Genomic DNA, 16595 nt, shown 5'->3' on the forward strand with positions numbered 1-16595 from the left:
GGTTCAGAACGTCTGGCCCAGCTTCATATACAGGGCCTCGTGGCCCTCTTCGTTGACGCCCAGCCCGAAGAACAGCGGGCCAACCAGCGTATCCATGCCCATCAGCAGGCTGCCGGCACCGAAGTAACCGGTATCGAACCCGGCATCGTCGCGGTTGTATACCCGGCCGTACTCCAGGCTGGCGCCCAGGTAGAATGGCAGGCTGAGCGTGTTGAAGTAGCTGGGTGCCAGGCGCCGATAATAGACCAGCCGGCCGAGCTGGTAGTTCTGACCGGCCAGGCCGTCCTGGCGGAAACCGGAAAACCAGCCGGGGCCGCCGAGACTGAAGCTGCTTTGCGCCACATCCACGTCACTGTCGGTACGACCGATAAAACCGCCCAGTTGCAGGCTGTTGGGGCCGAAGCCGAAGGCTTTGTTGACCCTGAACTCGATCTGCTGGTAACGCGCGTCGGCCCCCAGATCCGGCTCGGACTGGCGCCAGCTCAGGCGGGCCTCTTCCCCCGAATGCGGGAAGTTCACATCGTCCAGCGTGTCGCGGTCGATCTCCAGCGAGTAGAAGGCTTCGTTGAAGTCGATGGAGGGCAGGTCGGGGTCGCCGATGCGTACTCGCGAGTTGCCGCGGTAGCGCGACAGGCCGAAGCGCACCTCACCGCTGTTGGCGATCTGGCGGCCCAGATTCAGGCCGGCACCATAGCGTTTCTGACGGTAGCCAACGATCGGATCGTCGTCGTCGATAACGTCGATGTTGCGCGCTTCGGCATCGATAAAGGGCGCCACAAAATAGCGTGAGCCATAGTCAAGCGGCTGGTAGAACTCGGTATAGAGCTCCTGTTCCGACCCGACCTGCAGCCGGGTCAGCCATTCCGCGCCGAGCGGGTTGAGACCGTTGACGCGAAAGCTGGCGCCAACGTTGTACTGACTGTCGCCTTCAAAGTCGTCTACCAGATTCAGGCCCAGACGCAGATAATCGGTGCCGGTGCGACGGCCAGCCGTATGTACCAGCAGGGTGTTGCGGCCCTGGTCGTGGACGATTTCGTAGGTGACTCGGCTGAAATAGTCGGTGCCGTAGATGGTGCCCATGTCGGTTTGCAGGCGGGCCAGGTTCAGAGGCTCGCCGATTGGCTGGCGGATCATGCCGAGCACAACCTCGTCGGCCACCTTGCCGCTGTTGTCCACTTCGATGGCATGAATGATGGCCTGGCGCTGAGGCCTGCTGCTGGCCAGGTTGCCGCCGCTGTCGGCACCGTCCGGGGCGACGAATGCCAGCACGCCATTGGCCTCGGCGAGGCTGCGGGCGCCGGCATCAATGGCCTGCTGTGCGTCGGCGAAGCTGCTGAACCCCATGTTGCCAAGCGCCGGTTGCAGCAGCAGGTCACGATCGGTCAGGGTGGCAAGCTGCTTCTCGGTGTTGGTGCGGGTCAGCAGGGTCGTGGTTTGGTCCATGATGTCGAGCACCGAGGTCAGCTCGCTGGCAGACTTCAGCGGAGTGCCGATGTCAACCACGATGACCCGATCCACGCCCATGGCGCGCGCGACGTCGATGGGCACGTTCTTGCTCAGTACACCGTCCACCAGCAGGCGGCCATCCACTTCGACCGGGGCGAAGAATCCGGGCAGTGCCAGGCTGGCTCGGATGGCCAGCGGCAGGTGCCCGTGGTCGAATACCACGGCTTCACCTGTGGCAATGTCGGTCGCCACGGCACGAAACGGGATAGGCAACCTGTCGAAGTTGTCGATTTCATTGGTGTGGACCAGCAGGCTTTCCAGCACCACTCCCATGTTCTGGCCCTGCAGCAGGCCAAGCGGCAGGCTGAGAACGCCGTTGTTGAAGGTGAGCCGTTGCTTGACCAGGAAGTCACGGTCGTCCTGTTTGCGACGGTAGGGTATGTCTTCGCGCTGGGGGGAGTCACTCAGCGCATCCTGCCAGTCCAGTTCGAGTGCGAGCTTCTCCAGTTCTTCGGCACTGTAGCCTGAGGCATAAAGGCCGCCGATGACCGCGCCCATGCTGGTGCCGGCAATGGCGTGGATCGGGATGTTGAGTTCTTCCAGCTGCTTCAGTACGCCGATGTGGGCCAGGCCACGGGCACCGCCGCCGGACAGCACCAGACCGGTACGCAAGGGTTCGGCCGCGGTCCAGCCCGAAAGGATCAGCAACAGTAACGGCAGCAGGCGTTTGAACATGGTGTGGGTCCGGATAAGGCAACGGCTGGAGGCCGCCATTGTATACGAAGCGGCGAATTCCTGCGGTGCTGTGGTGTTGTCATATTGCGGTCATCCGGATGACACAGTCCGGTCACCGCCGGACGGTAGCGTGAAGACAACTTCCCGAGGAGGCAGGCGCATGAATACAGCGGTGTTGTTGCCAGAGGCGCAAAAACAGCGGGTCAGGACGCTGTGGATATCGGATCTCCATTTGGGCACGCGCGGATGCCAGGCCGACAAGTTGGCGACCTTCCTCAAGTCTGTCGAGTGCGATCAGCTGTATCTGGTGGGCGATATCATCGACGGTTGGCGGCTGCGCAAGGGTATCTACTGGCCCCAGGCGCATACCAACGTATTGCGGCGTATCCTCACCATGAGCAAGCGCGGCACCCGGGTAACCTATGTCACCGGCAATCACGACGAGTTTCTGCGGCGCTACTCCACGCTGGTGCTGGGCAATATCGAACTGGTTGACGAGGTGGTACATCAGTGCGATGACGGCCGCCGGCTGCTGGTAATCCACGGCGACCAGTTCGATGTCATTACCCGCTGCCACCGCTGGCTGGCCTTTCTCGGCGATCACGCCTATGAGTTCAGTCTGGTTCTGAACCGCTGGCTCAATCACTGGCGTTCGCGCTTCGGCCTGGGCTACTGGTCATTGTCAGGCTATCTCAAACACCGGGTGAAGAAAGCGGTTAACTTCATCAGCGAGTTTGAGGAGGCGCTGGCGCACGAATGCAATAAGCGCGGTCTGGATGGCGTGGTGTGCGGGCATATCCACCATGCCGAGATCAGCAGGGTCAGCGGTATCGATTATCTCAACTGCGGTGACTGGGTCGAGTCCTGTACGGCGCTGATCGAACACCAGGATGGCCATATCGAGCTCTATCGCTGGCATGATGCTCTAGCGCAAATGCTGCAGCCGGTGAGCGACGCGCTTGAGGAGCGGGCGGCCTGACGCCGTCTAGACAATGACCTTGTCGCGTAACTTGCGGGCGGCCTGCTCCAGTGCCTTGATGATCTGTTCCTTGTCATAGTTGCGAACGTGAGTGGTATCCAGATACATCGAAAAACCGGTCAGCTCGTGCTCCACATAGGTCGGCGCGGCGCCCAGTTCGCGGCGCAGCCCGACCACTTCGTAAATCTGCACCGGTCGTGAGAAGCCTTTCACGCTGATCTGGCCCTTGTCGCGGCACATGATCAGTTCCTTCACCAGGGAGTAGGTCTCGTGCGAGATCAGAATCTCGCCGGCGTCGGCTGCGCCCTCCAGGCGGCTGGCCAGATTCACCTCGCGGCCGATGATGGTGTAATCCATGCGGGTCGCGGTGCCGAAGTTACCGACGGTGCAGTAACCGGTGCTCAGCCCCATGCGGATTTCCAGCGGCTTGGTGATGCCGCGGCTGCGCCACTGCTGGCGCAGCACCTTCATATGCTTGCGCATGGCAATGGCCATGGAGACCGCAGCCTCTGCGTCCTGCTTGGCGCCACGTGTTGACGGGTCGCCGAAGAAGACCATGACGCAATCACCGACGAACTTGTCGATGGTGCCACCGTATTGCAGGGCGATACGCGACATCTCGTCCAGGTAGTTGTTCAGCAGGTCGGTCAGGGCTTCGGCTTCCAGCTCCTCGGCCAGCTCGGTGAAGCCGCGAATGTCCGAAAAGAATACGGTCAGCTTCTTGCGTCGTGTTTCCAGTCGAGCGCTGCGTTTACCCGAGAAAATGGATTCCCAGACCTGCGGCGACAGGTATTTGGAGAGGTTGGCGGCCAGCCGTGACGTCTTCTCCTGCTCGCGTTGCAGCTGCTGCTGGGCCTGTTCCAGGTGGCGGCCCTGGCGATGCACGAATGCCGCGACGATCAACAGGAAGAAGCCTCCGCTGATAAGGCTGACCAGGGTCACCAGATTCGAGCTGGCGAAGACCAGTTGTGGCTGAAAGGCTGCCGCGCCCAGCAGGGCGCCGGCGATAGTCAGCAGACTGCCGGCGATCAGGTAGGTTGAGCCACCGGCAATCAGGCAGGAGAAGCCTACCAGCAGAAAGAACATCAGGCTGGGTACCACGGTGAATCCGAGCACCGCCATGAACGCGCCGGTATGAACGGCATCGAGAGCAAGCAGGGTAAGGCGCTTGGTGGTTGAGTTTTGGGGCGGGACCTTACGGCTGATCAGGTGAGCCAGTTGCGGATAGGCAAGCGCATAGAGAATGCTGATCAGATAGGCCAGCTGATGGCCGCGTTCGACCAGCACGGCGCTGAAGGTCAAGGCGACGCACAGGTAGGCAATGGTGCGCGAGTAATAACCTTCAAGGGGCGGTTTGGCGAGCGGTTTGTGGGTGTCGGTGATCATGTTCAGTCGAATCCGTGGCCGGGCAAGAGCACCGAGCGGGTGTCTGTGACTGGGCATGATAGGCCGTAATCCGCACGGCGGACAATGCCGCGCGGACAGGCTGCGAGTTGCTGGCGAGGTGTGGATTAATGCCGCGCGTAACCGGGCGTAGCGCAATGCCCGGTGCGTGCGCCGTCCACGCTGCTCGCCTAGACCTTGTAGATACTGTTGCGCGGTTTGGCGAACACGCGGCGCAGCATGGGTTCGAAGAATTCCAGCGGCTCGCTTTCATAATCCGGATCAAAGGCCGGTGCGTCGTACTTGGCACAGAACTCGGCGGTGTACTGATACTGCGGATGATCCTTGAACTGGTCGCGCAGATGCCGATCCATGCCGAGGTGGTGGAAGAAATAGTAGCCCTGGAAGACGCCGTGCTTTTCAACCATCCAGAGGTTCTCGGGGCTCACAAACGGCTTGAGGATGGCGGCGGCAATGTCCGGGTGGTTGTAGCTGCCCAGGGTGTCACCGATATCGTGCAGCAGCGCGCAGATGACATATTCCTCATCCCGACCGTCACGGTGGGCGCGCGTCGCGGTCTGGATCGAATGTTCCAAGCGATCGATCGGAAATCCGCCGTAGTCACCGTCGAGCAGGCGCAGGTGGGCGAGGATGCGGTCGGGCAGATTCTTGGCGAACGGACGGAAGTGCTCGGAGATGATGCTCCAGTCTTCGGCGGTTCCTTCCTGCATGGCACGGAACGTGGCGTGTTGCTCACCCATGATGGATCTCCTCTTGTTATCTGTTTTGGGTCAGGCTGCAGGCATCATAGAGGCGATAGCTGGAGGTGACTGTCGCTGTGCTGACATTCAGGCGATTCACCGCTCAGAAGCGGATTCGGCCGGTCAGCGCATCGCGCAGCATGACCCAGTCTCCCAGAAAACTGTAAAAGGGATGGGTAAAGGTCGCCGGCTTGTTGTGTTCAAAAAAGAAGTGGCCAACCCAGGCAAACCCGTAGCCGGCGATCGGCAGGGCCAGCAGCCACCAGAGATTGCCGCTGAGCAGGCTGTAAAGCAGCAGGATGATCACCAGACTGCTGCCGGCGTAGTGCAGGCGGCGACAGGTGTCGTTCTGGTGCTCGCTCAGGTAGTAGGGGTAAAACTCGGCAAAGGTGCGAAAGCGAGTCGGTTCGGGTGTGCTGGATGCTGGCATGATAGCGGTCCTGTAGGTGGCAGAAACGGTTGAACTCGGCCGCTGAGGCGCGTGACATCAGCTTAGACAATGCAGTAGCAGACGGGTATGGCTATCGCGGCCAAGTCGAGCTGCGCAGGTTTTTTATTCGCCTGCACTTTTAGTCTATGATCGTCCGCCGGATACCAAAAACGAACGTCTGAATCCGCTCACAGCGGCGAGAAATCATGGATCGAGCAATACGGACCACATCAGCAGGTTGGGTTTCTGCCATCGGCCACGCTTTGGCCGTCGACGGGCTGGACATTGCTGCAATATTCCGCGAGCTGGGGCTGGATGCCGAGGTGCTGACCGACCCGGATGCGCGGATCAGCCAGGACAGCATGACCCGGGTCTGGCAGCTGGCGGTCGAGCGCAGTGGCAATCCGGCTATCGGCCTGAACATGGCAAGGGTAGTGCGGCCAGGTCATTTCAGTGTGGTCGGTTACTCGCTGATGTCCAGTCGCACGCTGCGAGAAGGCTTTGGCCGGGTGGTGCGCTATCAGCGGCTGATCGGCGAGTCGGCCGATATGGTAATGCAGATCGAACCTGATACCTGCCGGCTGCAATTTGCCATCCACGGCGATCGGTTGCCCGCAGCGCGGCAGAGCGTGGAGGCAGCCATGGCTTACGCGTTGGCGTTCTGCCGCTGGATGACCGCGGAACCCATTGTGCCGCTCAAAGCCACCTTCGCCCGGCCCGAGCCGCAGGACACCACGCCCTATCGCGCACTTTTTGATTGCCCGCTGGAGTTCGATGCGCCGAGCTATTCGCTGCTTATGTCCCGTCAGTTGATGGAAGCGCCTCTGGCTACCGCCAATGACAGCTTGGCCAAGTTGCACGATCGCTTTGCCGGCGACTTTCTGGCCCGCTTTGAATCCGACCCTGTCACTCACCAGACCCGTCAGGTACTCTGCCGCCTGTTGCCCCAGGGCGAGCCTAAGCGGCAAACGGTTGCCAGTGCCATGAACATGAGCACGCGGACCCTGCAGCGTCGCCTGCAGGAAGAGGGTGTCAGCTTCCAGCAACTGCTTGAGCGCACCCGCCGGGAACTGGCGCTGCAGTATCTGGGTCAACCCCAACTCACATTGTTCGAGATCGCCTGCATGCTGGGCTTTGCCGATCCGAGCAATTTCTTTCGTGCCTTCAAGCGTTGGTTCGGCCTGCCGCCGGGCCAGTATCGTGAACAGGTACTGCAGGACCAGTCCGAGGAGGAATGATACCCGTGGATGTCTTGACCCTGCTGCATGAGCGGGTTTCCGTGCCGCGCCTGGTTGGCCCGGCCCCGACTGCCGAGCAGCAACAGGCGATGTTTCTGGCTGCCCTGCGGGCGCCTGATCATGCCTATCTTCGTCCCTGGCGTTTTCTGGTCATCGAAGGTAGCGGTCTTGACGCTCTGGGTGAGCTGTTTGGCCGGGCCGCGCTGGCCGATACGCCGGACCTGTCGGCGGATACGCTGGCGCGCTATCAGGGGTTGCCGTTGCGGGCGCCGCTGATGATCGTGGCCATCAGCCGCCATCAGGAACACGCCAAGGTGCCGGTGATCGAGCAGGATCTGGCCTGCGGTGTTGCCGTCGGCAACATGCTGCTGGCAGCACATGCGATGGGGCTGGGGGCGGTTTGGCGTACCGGAGCGCTGGCCTATCACCCGGTGGTGCGTCGCGGGCTGGCGCTAGAGGAAAACGAGCACATTCTGGCCTTTCTCTACGTCGGCCATCCTGCCGGAGAACGCAAGGCGGTGCCGGCCCTGGACGTTGATCGGTTCTTCACTCGCTGGCCGGCACAAGATTGACTCAGTGCTGAACGGTCGGCAGGCTGATGTCGACCCGCAGCCCGCCTGCCGGATTGTCTGAAAAGCACAGACGGCCGCCGTGTCGCGCGATGGCCCGTCGGGCAATCGTCAGCCCCAGACCGTAGCCACTGTCCTGACTCTGGCCCGGCACCCTGAAGAAGGGATCACCAAGTTTGTCCAGCCATTCATCGGCAACCCCCGGACCCTGATCATCAATCCGAATCAGTGCCTGCCCTGCGCTGCGGCGCAGGCTGATCTGAATCTCGCCGTTCTCCGGGCTGAAGCGCACAGCATTGCGAAGCAGGTTATCGATGGCGGCTGCCAACTGGTCGGGCCAGCCGTGGAGCGTTAAACCGGTTTCACCGCTCAGGGCAATGGCAAGATCGGATGCGCCAAAGCGCGCATCCTCAACAATCCCGGCAATCAGCGGGTCCAGGGCAAATGCGCTGGCCGGCTCGCGCCGGGTATCCAGCCGGCTGAGGGTCAGAATGCCGTCAATCAGTTGGTCCAGGCGGTCGCATTCGCGATCCAGACGCTGCCAGAGCGGGTCATCGGCTGGCAGGTTCTGCTGGCTGCCGAGCGCCAGTCCGACGCGAAGCCGCGCCAGCGGCGAGCGCAGTTCATGGGATACATCACGCAGCAGTTGCTGCTGGCTGTCCAGCAGTGTCTGGACCTGCTCGGCCATGCTTTCGAAACGGCGGGCCAATTCGCCAAGCTCGTCGCGACGAGCCGTGGTTTTTTGCAGACGCTGTGCATTGAACTCGCCTTTGGCCAGCGACTGGGCAGCAGCGCCCAGATCACCCAGCGGGCGCGTCAAATAGCGGCTCAGCAGCAGACTCAGCAGGGCCAGCACAACGACCGCCAGACCAATATTGAGCAGCAGGGTTAACGGGGTGCGTTGACTTCGCCACAGGGTTGGGGCGGGTACATGAAGGGCGATGATGTAGCTGGCCTGGTCGGTAGTCCAGGCCAGCTGAAACAGGCGTCCTGGTCCGGGGGGCTGTTCTGGTGGTCCCGGAGGTAAGTGTGACTCGGCCTGTAGCCGCGGCCGGCGCGACAGGGTGCCAGGCAGCAGGCTGTCGCCGGCGGCGTCAAACAGTCGAGCGCGCAGGCGATGTTCGCTGCGTTGCCGTTCGAGCCACTGCTGAGCGGCGCTTGGGCCGCTCTGCTCGTAGACGGTTGCAAGCTGCGCTGCAAAGTCGCGCAGCTCGGGATTCAGTTGCAGCAGCAACCAGTCCTGCTGCAGGGCGCGACTGACCAGAAAGCCTGAACCGCCGACCAGCAGGGTTGCCAGCCAGAGTACGGCAAATACTTTCCAGAACAGGCGCATGCAGCGTTCTCTTGGTCAGGTTCAGCGGTTGCAGGGTTCGCCGCGCGACAGGCGGCCTTCGCGGCGTTCCTGCATCTGCTCGCGGCGCTGTTCATGCAGTTGTTCCATCTTTTGCCGTTGCTCGGCGGTCAGGACAGCATCAAAGCGCGCCTTGCTTTCCTCGCGCAAGGTCTGGAACCTGGCGCGTTCTTCTTCACGAATCTGGCTCAGCTGGGCTTTTTGTTCGTCAGTCAGCGACAGCTCTTCAGCCATGCGCTCGAAACCGCGCTGGTGCATTGAACCGTCCCGAGGCTCTGCAGGTGCGGCCATCAGGCCGGCAGACAGGCTGGCAGTCAGCAGCAGGGTAGTAGCAAGCAGGGTGTTTTTCATGGTCGTTCTCCGTGGATATCTGACCGGGAAATCCGCTCATTGCCTGCAGAGTCTAGTGATCCTTTTGTCAGCGGCGGCCTGTATTGGGTAAAGACTGTGTAAATCAGCTGCCAAGCAGATAGCCGCGTCCGCGGATCGACTGGATGCGCGGGCGACCGTCCGGGTACGGGCCCAGCTTGCGGCGCAGATTGCTGATGTGCATGTCGAGACTGCGGTCGTAGGCGCCCAGTGGCTTGCCGAGGGCCTCGCGCGAGAGGGTCTGGCGGTCCACTACCTGCGCGGGCCGGATCATCAGCGCACGCAGAATCAGTGCTTCGCTTTGCGTCAGTTGCAACGGCTCGTCGTCCAGCCAGGCCATCAGGCTGCCGCTGTCCAGGCGCAGGCCGGCATGGGTCAATACCTCGCCGGCGCTGTCTTGTGACGGCTGGCTTCGGCGCAGCAGCGCCCGCAGTCTGGCGACCAGTTCGCGCGGGTCGCAGGGTTTGGCCAGATAGTCGTCAGCGCCCAGTTCGAGGCCGAGAATGCGGTCCACCGGTTCGCCGCGCGCACTGAGCATCAGCAGGGGAGTCCTGCAGCTCTGGCGCAGTTCGCGGAGGATTTCCAGTCCGTTCATGCCGGGCAGCATGACGTCCAGGATGATGACGGCAAAGTGATCGGAGCGCGCAGCCTGGAGGCCGCTTGGGCCGTCGTGGCAGGCGCTCAGGGCAAAGCCGTCGGTGGCAAGCCAGTCGGCCAGCAGGTCGCAAAGTTCCTGATCGTCGTCGATGATCAGGATAGGGGTCAGTTCAGCCATTCGCGGCGTTTCTGGCGGCCCAGCTTGGCCAGCATGAAGCCCAGCAGCAGGCTGCCGGCAACCGTCAGTCCGCCGACCAGGAACCAGCGCTGCTGTTGCGCGACCAGGCGGCTCTGGGCCTCCATGCGCGCTGCCAGATTATCCGCGCGCAGTTGCTGATTTTCTTCCTGCAGCTGGCTGATCTCTTCCGATTCGCCACCGGCGGCGAGCTGGTCGGCGAGGCGCTGACGTTCAGCTTCCACACTGGCCAGTTCGGCCTGGAGCGTGCCGATGTCCTGTTGGCTGTTCGCCGTTGCGCTCGGCGCTGTCTCGGGTGCGACTGTCTCGGGCACGGTATCGGCAGTTTGTGCTGTCGCGGCGTTGACCAGGCCGCACAACATTAGCGCAAGGGTGAATGGTCGTAACATGGGCAGCATCCTTGATCAGGCCGGAAATACACGCTTGAAGGGTTTGACGGTGACCTGCTGGTAGACGCCGGCTGCAACATAGGGATCGTTGTCGGCCCAGTGCTGTGCATCATCCAGTGACGGGAACTCGGCGACCACCAGGCTGCCGGTAAAGCCGGCGCTGCCCGGATCTTCGCTGTCGACTGCCGGCAACGGCCCTGCCAGCAGCAGGCGGCCTTGCTCCTGCAGTGTCTGCAGGCGGGCCAGATGATCCGGGCGGGCGGCCAGACGGGCGGAGAGACTGTCGGGGGTGTCGGTAGCCATGATGGCGTAGAACATGCGGAATCCTTGCTGTGTGATTCGGGCGGACAAATGCAGGGTGGCGAGCCGGCGGACTCTTTCGCAGGCTGCGTTGATTCACGGGCGGACTTACCTGCCTGAGCGTATAGCCGGCATAATAGGCGAAAGTCCCGCCGTGGCGTCAAGCGGCCCGCCAGGAGAGTTTTCGTGATTGTCGACTTGCACATGCACAGCACCGCCTCTGACGGCAGTCTCAGCCCCGAGGCGCTGATGCAGCGCGTCCACGCCGCCGGCGTTGATCTGGTCGCACTGACCGATCACGACTGTATCGATGGCCAGGCAGAGGCCGCAGCGACCGCCCGCGCGCTGGGTGTCCGATGGGTCAGTGGGGTGGAGATGTCCGCCCAGTGGTTTGGCCACACATTGCATATTCTGGGTTATGGATTTGACCTCGATGCACCTGCAATGGTGGATGCGCTCGCAGCGGTGCGCGAGGGGCGCTGGAGCCGCGCTCATCAGATCAGCGAGCGGCTTGCGGGCAAGCGTATGCCTGGTGCGTTCGATGGCGCGGTGGCGGTTCAGCAGGCCGCGGGCGGCGATGCGTCGCAGCCGCCGGGGCGCCCGCACTTTGCCGAATGGATGGTGCAGGCCGGTCATGTTCGCGACCACGGTGAGGCATTCCGCAAGTGGCTCGGTGCCGGCAAGCTCGGCGACATTCGCCAGCATTGGCCGACCGTCGCCGAGGTCGTTAGCCAGATTCGGGCTGCCGGCGGAGTAGCGGTTATTGCGCACCCCTGGCATTACGGGCTGACCCGCAGCAAGCTGAGAGCGTTGCTGCGTGAATTTGCCACTGCCGGAGGCCGGGGCATTGAAGTGGTGAACGGCAAGCAACCGGTCGACCAGGTGGCCTATCTGGGCAAGCTGAGTGTCGAATTCGGTTTTCTGGCCAGTTGTGGCAGCGATTTCCACAGTCCGGATTCGCCCTGGACCAGCCTGGGTAACATGACGGCTCTGCCGGCCGATTGCGATCCGGTCTGGGAGGATCGTGTGTTCTGCGGCTAAACTGCGGGTAAACCATTTCAGAGACGGCTCATGAGTCAATTCTTCCAGATCCACCCGAATAATCCGCAAGTCCGCCTGATTCGTCAGGCGGCTGACATCGTTCGGCAGGGTGGCGTGATTGCCTACCCGACCGACTCGGCCTATGCGCTGGGCTGCCAGTTGGGCAACAAAGCCGCGCTGGAGCGAATTCGGCGCCTGCGTCAGCTTGATGACAAGCACAACTTCACGCTGGTCTGTCGGGACTTGTCCGAGCTGGGTGTCTACGCCAAGGTCGACAACACGACGTTTCGCCTTCTCAAGGCGGCGACTCCCGGGCCCTATACCTTCATTCTGAATGCCACCAGTGAAGTGCCTCGTCTGTTGCTGCATCCCAAACGCCGCACTATTGGCCTGCGGGTGCCGGATCACCAGATCACGCTGGATCTGCTCGAGGCGCTGGGCGAGCCTTTGCTGAGCGTAACGCTGATCCTGCCGGACGATCCGTTGCCGCTGACCGATCCGGAGCAGATTCGGGATCGGCTGGGCAAACTGGTTGATCTGATCATCGATGGCGGAGCCTGTACGGTCGAGCCAACGACGGTGATCAGCCTGCTTGACGGTGAGGCGGAGTTGCTGCGCGAGGGGCGCGGTGATCCGGAGCCGTTCGGTCTGAGTCGCGATGAAAACCTTGACTGATTGCTGTCGGGCGCTGACGCTTGGCGCTTTATCGGTATAATCGCCGCTGGCTAACCATCTCAATACGTCTTTTCAGGAGTTCCCCTTGAGTTCTGTCGATTCGCAGCGCCGGGTTTTGTCAGGCATGCGTCCCACCGGGCGTTTGCATCTGGGCCACTATCACGGTGTGCTGAAAAACTGGGTGAAGCTGCAACATGAGTACGAGTGCTTCTTCTTCGCTGCCGACTGGCACGCGCTGACCACGCACTACGAAGATCCGCAGAGCATCGAGCAGAACGTCTGGGACATGCTGATCGACTGGCTGGCAGCCGGTGTCAGCGGTACCTCGTCAACCCTGTTTATCCAGTCACAGGTGCCCGAGCACGCAGAGCTGCATCTGCTCCTGTCGATGGTGACGCCGGTCAGTTGGCTGGAGCGCGTACCGACCTACAAGGATCAGCAGGAAAAGCTCAAGGATCGCGATCTGGCAACCTACGGCTTTCTGGGTTATCCGCTGCTGCAGAGTGCCGATATTCTGATTTACCGCGCCGGCCAGGTGCCGGTTGGTGCTGATCAGGTCGCGCACGTTGAGATTACCCGTGAAGTGGCGCGTCGCTTCAACCATCTGTACGGCAAGGAAGTCGGCTTCGAAGAAAAGGCCGAAGCAGCCGTCAAGAAAATGGGCAAAAAGGCCGCCAAGCTGTATTCCTCGCTGCGCAAGGCCTATCAGGAGCAGGGCGATGCCGAGGCGCTGGAAACCGCCCGCGCCTTGCTGAAGGAGCAGCAGAACATCACTCTGGGTGATCAGGAACGCCTGTTCGGTTATCTGGAAGGCGGCGGCAAGGTCATCCTGCCCGAGCCGCAGGCACTGCTGACGCCGGACTCGAAAATGCCGGGTCTGGACGGTCAGAAAATGTCCAAGTCCTACGGCAACACCATCACCCTGCGCGACACCACCGATGAGGTATCCGAGAAGGTGCGCCGCATGCCGACCGATCCGGCCCGCGTGCGCCGCAACGACCCGGGCGATCCGGCCAAGTGTCCGGTCTACCAGTTGCATCAGGTGTATACCGACAAGGCCACCCACGACTGGGTGCAGGAAGGCTGCCGCAGCGCCGGTATCGGTTGTATCGATTGCAAGAAGCCGATCATCGACGCGATCAGCGCTGAGCTTGAGCCGATTCAGCAGCGCGCGGCGGAGTATGAAGCCAACCCGGACGCGGTGCGCATGATCCTCAACGAGGGCACCGAGCGCGCCCGTGACGCCGCGCGGGACACCCTGATCGAAGTGCGTCAGGCCATGGGCCTGCAGTACCGCCAGTAACCGATGGCTGACCCAACGCAGGACGCTGAGGTCAGCCCCGACTCCGATGCCCCGGTGGATCGCTCCCGGGGTGTCGGGCGGCAGCAGGAGCTGCCCCTGGCTGTCGTCTACGGCGAGGCCTACACCGAGGTCCCGCAGGATCTGTATATCCCCCCTGAAGCCCTTGAGGTTTTTCTAGAAGCCTTTGAAGGCCCGCTCGATCTGCTGCTCTATCTGATTCGCAAGCAGAACATCGATATTCTCGACATCCCGGTTGCTGAAATAACGCGTCAGTACATGTCCTACGTCGAGTTGATGAAGGCGGTGCGGCTGGAGCTGGCGGCAGAGTATCTGGTGATGGCGGCGATGCTCGCCGAGATCAAATCTCGCCTGTTACTGCCGCGCCCCGAGGAAATGGAGGATGACGAAGGCGACCCGCGTGCCGAACTGATCCGCCGGCTGCAGGAGTACGAGCGCTTCAAGAAAGCCGCCGAGGATATGGATGCACTGCCGCGCATGGGCAGGGAAGCCTGGGCTGTACGGGTCGAGGTAGGTGAGCTGCCCAGCCGGCGTGCCCATCCGGAGGTCAGCATGCAGGAGCTGCTGCTGTCGCTGTCCGAGGTATTGCGCCGGGCAGAAATGTTTGAAAGCCATCAGGTTACCCGCGAGGCGCTGTCGACCCGCGAGCGCATGGCCGAGGTGCTTGACCGGCTCAAGTCAGGGCAATTCGTGCCCTTTGTCAGCCTGTTCACCGCCAGCGAAGGCAAGCTCGGCGTGGTTGTTACCTTTATGGCGGTGCTGGAGCTGGTCAAGGAACAACTGGTTGATCTGGTGCAGAACGAGCCGTTTGCACCCATTCATGTCAAGGCGAGGGGAGAGGATGAGTCAGCCGCCGATTGAACACATCATTGAAGCCGCCCTGCTGGCTGCCGGTCGCGCGTTGTCGATCGACCGTCTGCGTGAACTCTTTGATGAAGACCGGATGCCGGGTTTTGACGACGTTCGCAAGGCGCTGGAAAAAATTGCTGCCAGTTACGAGGGGCGGGCGATCGAGCTGCGCGAGGTTGCCAGCGGCTGGCGCCTGCAGGTGCGCGAGGCTTACGGCCCCTGGGTGGCTCGGCTCTGGGAGGAGCGCCCGCAGCGTTATTCCCGCGCTCTGCTGGAAACCCTGTCGCTGATTGCCTACCGCCAACCCATCACCCGCGGCGAAATTGAAGACATCCGCGGTGTAGCGGTCAGCACCCAGATCGTCAAAACCCTGCTGGATCGCGAATGGGTGCGTATCGTCGGGCACCGAGATGTACCGGGCCGCCCTGCGATGTACGCGACTACTCGCCAGTTTCTCGACTATTTCAATTTGCGCAGCCTGAACGAGCTGCCGCCGCTCGCGGCGGTGCGTGAAATGGATGAGCTGGACCTGGAGCCCGAGCTGGCGTTGTCTGGAGAGGGCGAACAGCCAGTGTCTGCTGATGGGGCAGTGGATGAACCCTGGCTCCCGGTTGAACCGCTCAAGCCACTGGATTCAGAAGAGGGGCAGAGCGGTTTCCGTAATCTGCTTGATGAACTCAATGCGATGGAAGCCAATCTCAAGAGTGATTTTGATGACATGCCGGTCTCGGACATGCCGGTAGCGGACGTGCCGGTAGCGGACGTGCCGGTCGCCGATGAGCACGATCGACCAGATGATTCCGACGAAGAGCCTGTGAACTGATATAGCTGGCGCAGGGCGTCGGTGTTATCCTGCTCGGCTTTTATCTACACCGGGAGGTGCTCCAATGACCGACGAATTTGAAGTAAACGATAGCCCGGCGGCCCCCGCCGCAGGCGAAAAGCTGCAGAAAGTGCTGGCCCGCATGGGGCTGGGCTCGCGCCGCGAAGTGGAAGGCTGGATCGCAGCTGGTCGCGTCAGCGTAAATGGTCAGCGCGCAGAGCTGGGCTGCCGTGTCGACAGCATGGATCAGATCAGTGTCGATGATCGCCCGCTGCGGCGTGACCTGAGCACCGAGGTTGTGCGCCGCGTGATGCTCTACAACAAGCCCGAGGGCGAGGTCTGTACGCGCGATGACCCGGAGGGTCGCCCGACGGTCTTTGATCGTCTGCCGCGTCTCAAGCACGGCCGCTGGATCAATGTCGGCCGTCTCGATATCAACACCAGCGGTCTGCTGCTGTTCACCACTGACGGTGAGCTGGCAAACCGGCTGATGCATCCCTCCTGGCAGATGGACCGCGAGTACGCGGTACGGGTCATGGGCGAGGTCGATGACGAGATGATCGAGCGTCTGAAAGAAGGCGTGATGCTCGAAGACGGTCCGGCCAAGTTTACCGACATCGTGTCTTCCGGCGGCGAAGGTATCAACCGCTGGTTTCACGTCTGCCTGATGGAAGGTCGCAATCGCGAGGTGCGCCGTCTGTGGGAATCGCAGGGCGTGCGCGTCAATCGTCTGAAGCGGGTGCGCTTCGGGCCGGTCTTCCTTGGGGCAGAGCTTCCGGTCGGTCGCTGGCGCGAGCTGAAACAGAACGAGCTGGATGCTCTCAGCATGGAAGTGGGGCTGGAGCCGATTGCCCTGCCGGCGATGAAAACCAGCGACAAGGAAAAACTGCAGCGTCTGGCCCGCAAGCCGTCCATGCATCAGGCTCGTCAGCCGCGTGGTGGGCGCAAGCCGACGCGCTCGCGCTGAGGTGTTTGTAAGCAGGCGTGACAGATTACTGTCACGCCGCGTCATCTCCGGGTTTCGGCGTCATCGGTTCGCCCTTTGCACCGTTGTTGATTGCTTAGCGTTTTGCTACAGTGCGCTGTCAAAAATTTATTGTCGACAGTGAGGTTGGCATGGCCAGCGCAGGGAAAGCGAAGAAA

Annotated in this window: 18 protein-coding genes; 9 read left to right on the plus strand and 9 right to left on the minus strand. The window is 61.9% G+C overall.

Annotated elements, in window-relative coordinates; all coding sequences use genetic code 11:
* Positions 1-3: 3 nt before the first annotated feature.
* Positions 4-2181, minus strand: coding sequence for a patatin-like phospholipase family protein (locus AC13EY_RS18430; protein ID WP_088273742.1), 2178 nt, complete (start codon positions 2179-2181; stop codon positions 4-6).
* 160 nt (positions 2182-2341) lie between these two features.
* On the opposite strand from AC13EY_RS18430, the gene AC13EY_RS18435 reads away from it, so the two are divergent.
* Entirely contained in the window at positions 2342-3160 is an 819-nt protein-coding gene (locus AC13EY_RS18435; RefSeq protein WP_482877249.1) for a UDP-2,3-diacylglucosamine diphosphatase, read from the plus strand.
* Between the two features lie 6 nt (positions 3161-3166).
* Here AC13EY_RS18435 and AC13EY_RS18440 read toward each other — a convergent pair whose 3' ends face one another.
* From AC13EY_RS18440 to AC13EY_RS18450, 3 genes are all read right to left on the minus strand, one after another.
* Complete coding sequence (locus AC13EY_RS18440; protein ID WP_482877278.1) at positions 3167-4546, minus strand: adenylate/guanylate cyclase domain-containing protein; 1380 nt, start codon at positions 4544-4546, stop codon at positions 3167-3169.
* Between the two features lie 188 nt (positions 4547-4734).
* The gene (locus AC13EY_RS18445) at positions 4735-5304 is read right to left on the minus strand and encodes an HD domain-containing protein (protein WP_088273745.1); all 570 of its coding nucleotides are present in this window, start codon (positions 5302-5304) and stop codon (positions 4735-4737) included.
* A 103-nt stretch (positions 5305-5407) separates the two neighbouring features.
* On the minus strand, positions 5408-5734 hold the full coding sequence (locus AC13EY_RS18450) for an Mpo1-like protein (protein ID WP_088273746.1): 327 nt from the start codon (positions 5732-5734) through the stop codon (positions 5408-5410).
* Positions 5735-5940: 206 nt separating this feature from the next.
* On the opposite strand from AC13EY_RS18450, the gene AC13EY_RS18455 reads away from it, so the two are divergent.
* The gene (locus tag AC13EY_RS18455) at positions 5941-6972 is read left to right on the plus strand and encodes an AraC family transcriptional regulator (protein ID WP_233048176.1); all 1032 of its coding nucleotides are present in this window, start codon (positions 5941-5943) and stop codon (positions 6970-6972) included.
* A gap of 5 nt (positions 6973-6977) precedes the next feature.
* Positions 6978-7544: a nitroreductase family protein gene (locus AC13EY_RS18460; RefSeq protein WP_482877246.1), complete on the plus strand. Its 567-nt coding sequence runs from the start codon at positions 6978-6980 to the stop codon at positions 7542-7544.
* Position 7545: 1 nt separating this feature from the next.
* On the opposite strand, the gene AC13EY_RS18465 is transcribed toward AC13EY_RS18460, so the two are convergent.
* The 5 genes from AC13EY_RS18465 to AC13EY_RS18485 all read right to left on the minus strand — a co-directional run bounded on the left by AC13EY_RS18465 (position 7546) and on the right by AC13EY_RS18485 (position 10761).
* Positions 7546-8874, minus strand: a complete 1329-nt coding sequence (locus AC13EY_RS18465; RefSeq protein WP_482877244.1) for a HAMP domain-containing sensor histidine kinase — start codon at positions 8872-8874, stop codon at positions 7546-7548.
* A gap of 21 nt (positions 8875-8895) precedes the next feature.
* On the minus strand, positions 8896-9243 hold the full coding sequence (locus AC13EY_RS18470; protein WP_228246097.1) for a Spy/CpxP family protein refolding chaperone: 348 nt from the start codon (positions 9241-9243) through the stop codon (positions 8896-8898).
* Positions 9244-9346: 103 nt separating this feature from the next.
* A complete protein-coding gene (locus AC13EY_RS18475) occupies positions 9347-10027 on the minus strand; it encodes a response regulator (RefSeq protein WP_338212855.1) in 681 nt (226 codons plus the stop codon).
* Positions 10024-10443 (minus strand): SH3 domain-containing protein, encoded by a 420-nt coding sequence (locus tag AC13EY_RS18480; protein WP_228246096.1) that lies wholly within the window; start codon positions 10441-10443, stop codon positions 10024-10026. The genes AC13EY_RS18475 and AC13EY_RS18480 overlap by 4 nt, the downstream gene beginning before the upstream one ends.
* Positions 10444-10458: 15 nt before the next feature.
* Positions 10459-10761, minus strand: coding sequence for a YciI family protein (locus AC13EY_RS18485; RefSeq protein WP_228246095.1), 303 nt, complete (start codon positions 10759-10761; stop codon positions 10459-10461).
* Between the two features lie 168 nt (positions 10762-10929).
* Here AC13EY_RS18485 and AC13EY_RS18490 point away from each other — a divergent pair, with 168 nt between their 5' ends.
* The 6 genes from AC13EY_RS18490 to rluB all read left to right on the plus strand — a co-directional run bounded on the left by AC13EY_RS18490 (position 10930) and on the right by rluB (position 16419).
* Positions 10930-11784 carry a PHP domain-containing protein gene (locus tag AC13EY_RS18490; protein ID WP_269687078.1) on the plus strand — a complete coding sequence of 285 codons (855 nt, stop codon included), beginning with the start codon at positions 10930-10932 and terminating at the stop codon, positions 11782-11784.
* A 30-nt stretch (positions 11785-11814) separates the two neighbouring features.
* Positions 11815-12459, plus strand: coding sequence for an L-threonylcarbamoyladenylate synthase (locus AC13EY_RS18495; RefSeq protein WP_088273754.1), 645 nt, complete (start codon positions 11815-11817; stop codon positions 12457-12459).
* Positions 12460-12544: 85 nt separating this feature from the next.
* Entirely contained in the window at positions 12545-13762 is a 1218-nt protein-coding gene (locus tag AC13EY_RS18500; RefSeq protein ID WP_474121356.1) for a tryptophan--tRNA ligase, read from the plus strand.
* A gap of 3 nt (positions 13763-13765) precedes the next feature.
* Entirely contained in the window at positions 13766-14641 is an 876-nt protein-coding gene (locus AC13EY_RS18505; RefSeq protein ID WP_482877240.1) for a segregation and condensation protein A, read from the plus strand.
* The gene (gene scpB / locus AC13EY_RS18510; protein ID WP_482877238.1) at positions 14622-15452 is read left to right on the plus strand and encodes an SMC-Scp complex subunit ScpB; all 831 of its coding nucleotides are present in this window, start codon (positions 14622-14624) and stop codon (positions 15450-15452) included. Before AC13EY_RS18505 ends, scpB begins: the two co-directional genes overlap by 20 nt.
* A 64-nt stretch (positions 15453-15516) precedes the next feature.
* Entirely contained in the window at positions 15517-16419 is a 903-nt protein-coding gene (gene rluB, locus AC13EY_RS18515) for a 23S rRNA pseudouridine(2605) synthase RluB (RefSeq protein WP_269687080.1), read from the plus strand.
* Positions 16420-16595 lie beyond the last annotated feature (176 nt).

This window comes from Halopseudomonas sp. L-58 (assembly GCF_056859475.1).

What these genes read in the sequence shown, in the direction of transcription:
- AC13EY_RS18455 (WP_233048176.1), top strand. Translation starts at nt 5,941, where the DNA reads ATGGATCGAGCAATACGGACCACATCAGCAGGTTGGGTTTCTGCCATC.
- AC13EY_RS18450 (WP_088273746.1), bottom strand. Translation starts at nt 5,734, where the DNA reads ATGCCAGCATCCAGCACACCCGAACCGACTCGCTTTCGCACCTTTGCC.
- AC13EY_RS18430 (WP_088273742.1), bottom strand. Translation starts at nt 2,181, where the DNA reads ATGTTCAAACGCCTGCTGCCGTTACTGTTGCTGATCCTTTCGGGCTGG.
- AC13EY_RS18440 (WP_482877278.1), bottom strand. Translation starts at nt 4,546, where the DNA reads ATGATCACCGACACCCACAAACCGCTCGCCAAACCGCCCCTTGAAGGT.
- AC13EY_RS18470 (WP_228246097.1), bottom strand. Translation starts at nt 9,243, where the DNA reads ATGAAAAACACCCTGCTTGCTACTACCCTGCTGCTGACTGCCAGCCTG.
- AC13EY_RS18495 (WP_088273754.1), top strand. Translation starts at nt 11,815, where the DNA reads ATGAGTCAATTCTTCCAGATCCACCCGAATAATCCGCAAGTCCGCCTG.
- AC13EY_RS18505 (WP_482877240.1), top strand. Translation starts at nt 13,766, where the DNA reads ATGGCTGACCCAACGCAGGACGCTGAGGTCAGCCCCGACTCCGATGCC.
- AC13EY_RS18435 (WP_482877249.1), top strand. Translation starts at nt 2,342, where the DNA reads ATGAATACAGCGGTGTTGTTGCCAGAGGCGCAAAAACAGCGGGTCAGG.
- AC13EY_RS18485 (WP_228246095.1), bottom strand. Translation starts at nt 10,761, where the DNA reads ATGTTCTACGCCATCATGGCTACCGACACCCCCGACAGTCTCTCCGCC.
- rluB (WP_269687080.1), top strand. Translation starts at nt 15,517, where the DNA reads ATGACCGACGAATTTGAAGTAAACGATAGCCCGGCGGCCCCCGCCGCA.
- AC13EY_RS18465 (WP_482877244.1), bottom strand. Translation starts at nt 8,874, where the DNA reads ATGCGCCTGTTCTGGAAAGTATTTGCCGTACTCTGGCTGGCAACCCTG.
- AC13EY_RS18445 (WP_088273745.1), bottom strand. Translation starts at nt 5,304, where the DNA reads ATGGGTGAGCAACACGCCACGTTCCGTGCCATGCAGGAAGGAACCGCC.
- AC13EY_RS18480 (WP_228246096.1), bottom strand. Translation starts at nt 10,443, where the DNA reads ATGTTACGACCATTCACCCTTGCGCTAATGTTGTGCGGCCTGGTCAAC.
- scpB (WP_482877238.1), top strand. Translation starts at nt 14,622, where the DNA reads ATGAGTCAGCCGCCGATTGAACACATCATTGAAGCCGCCCTGCTGGCT.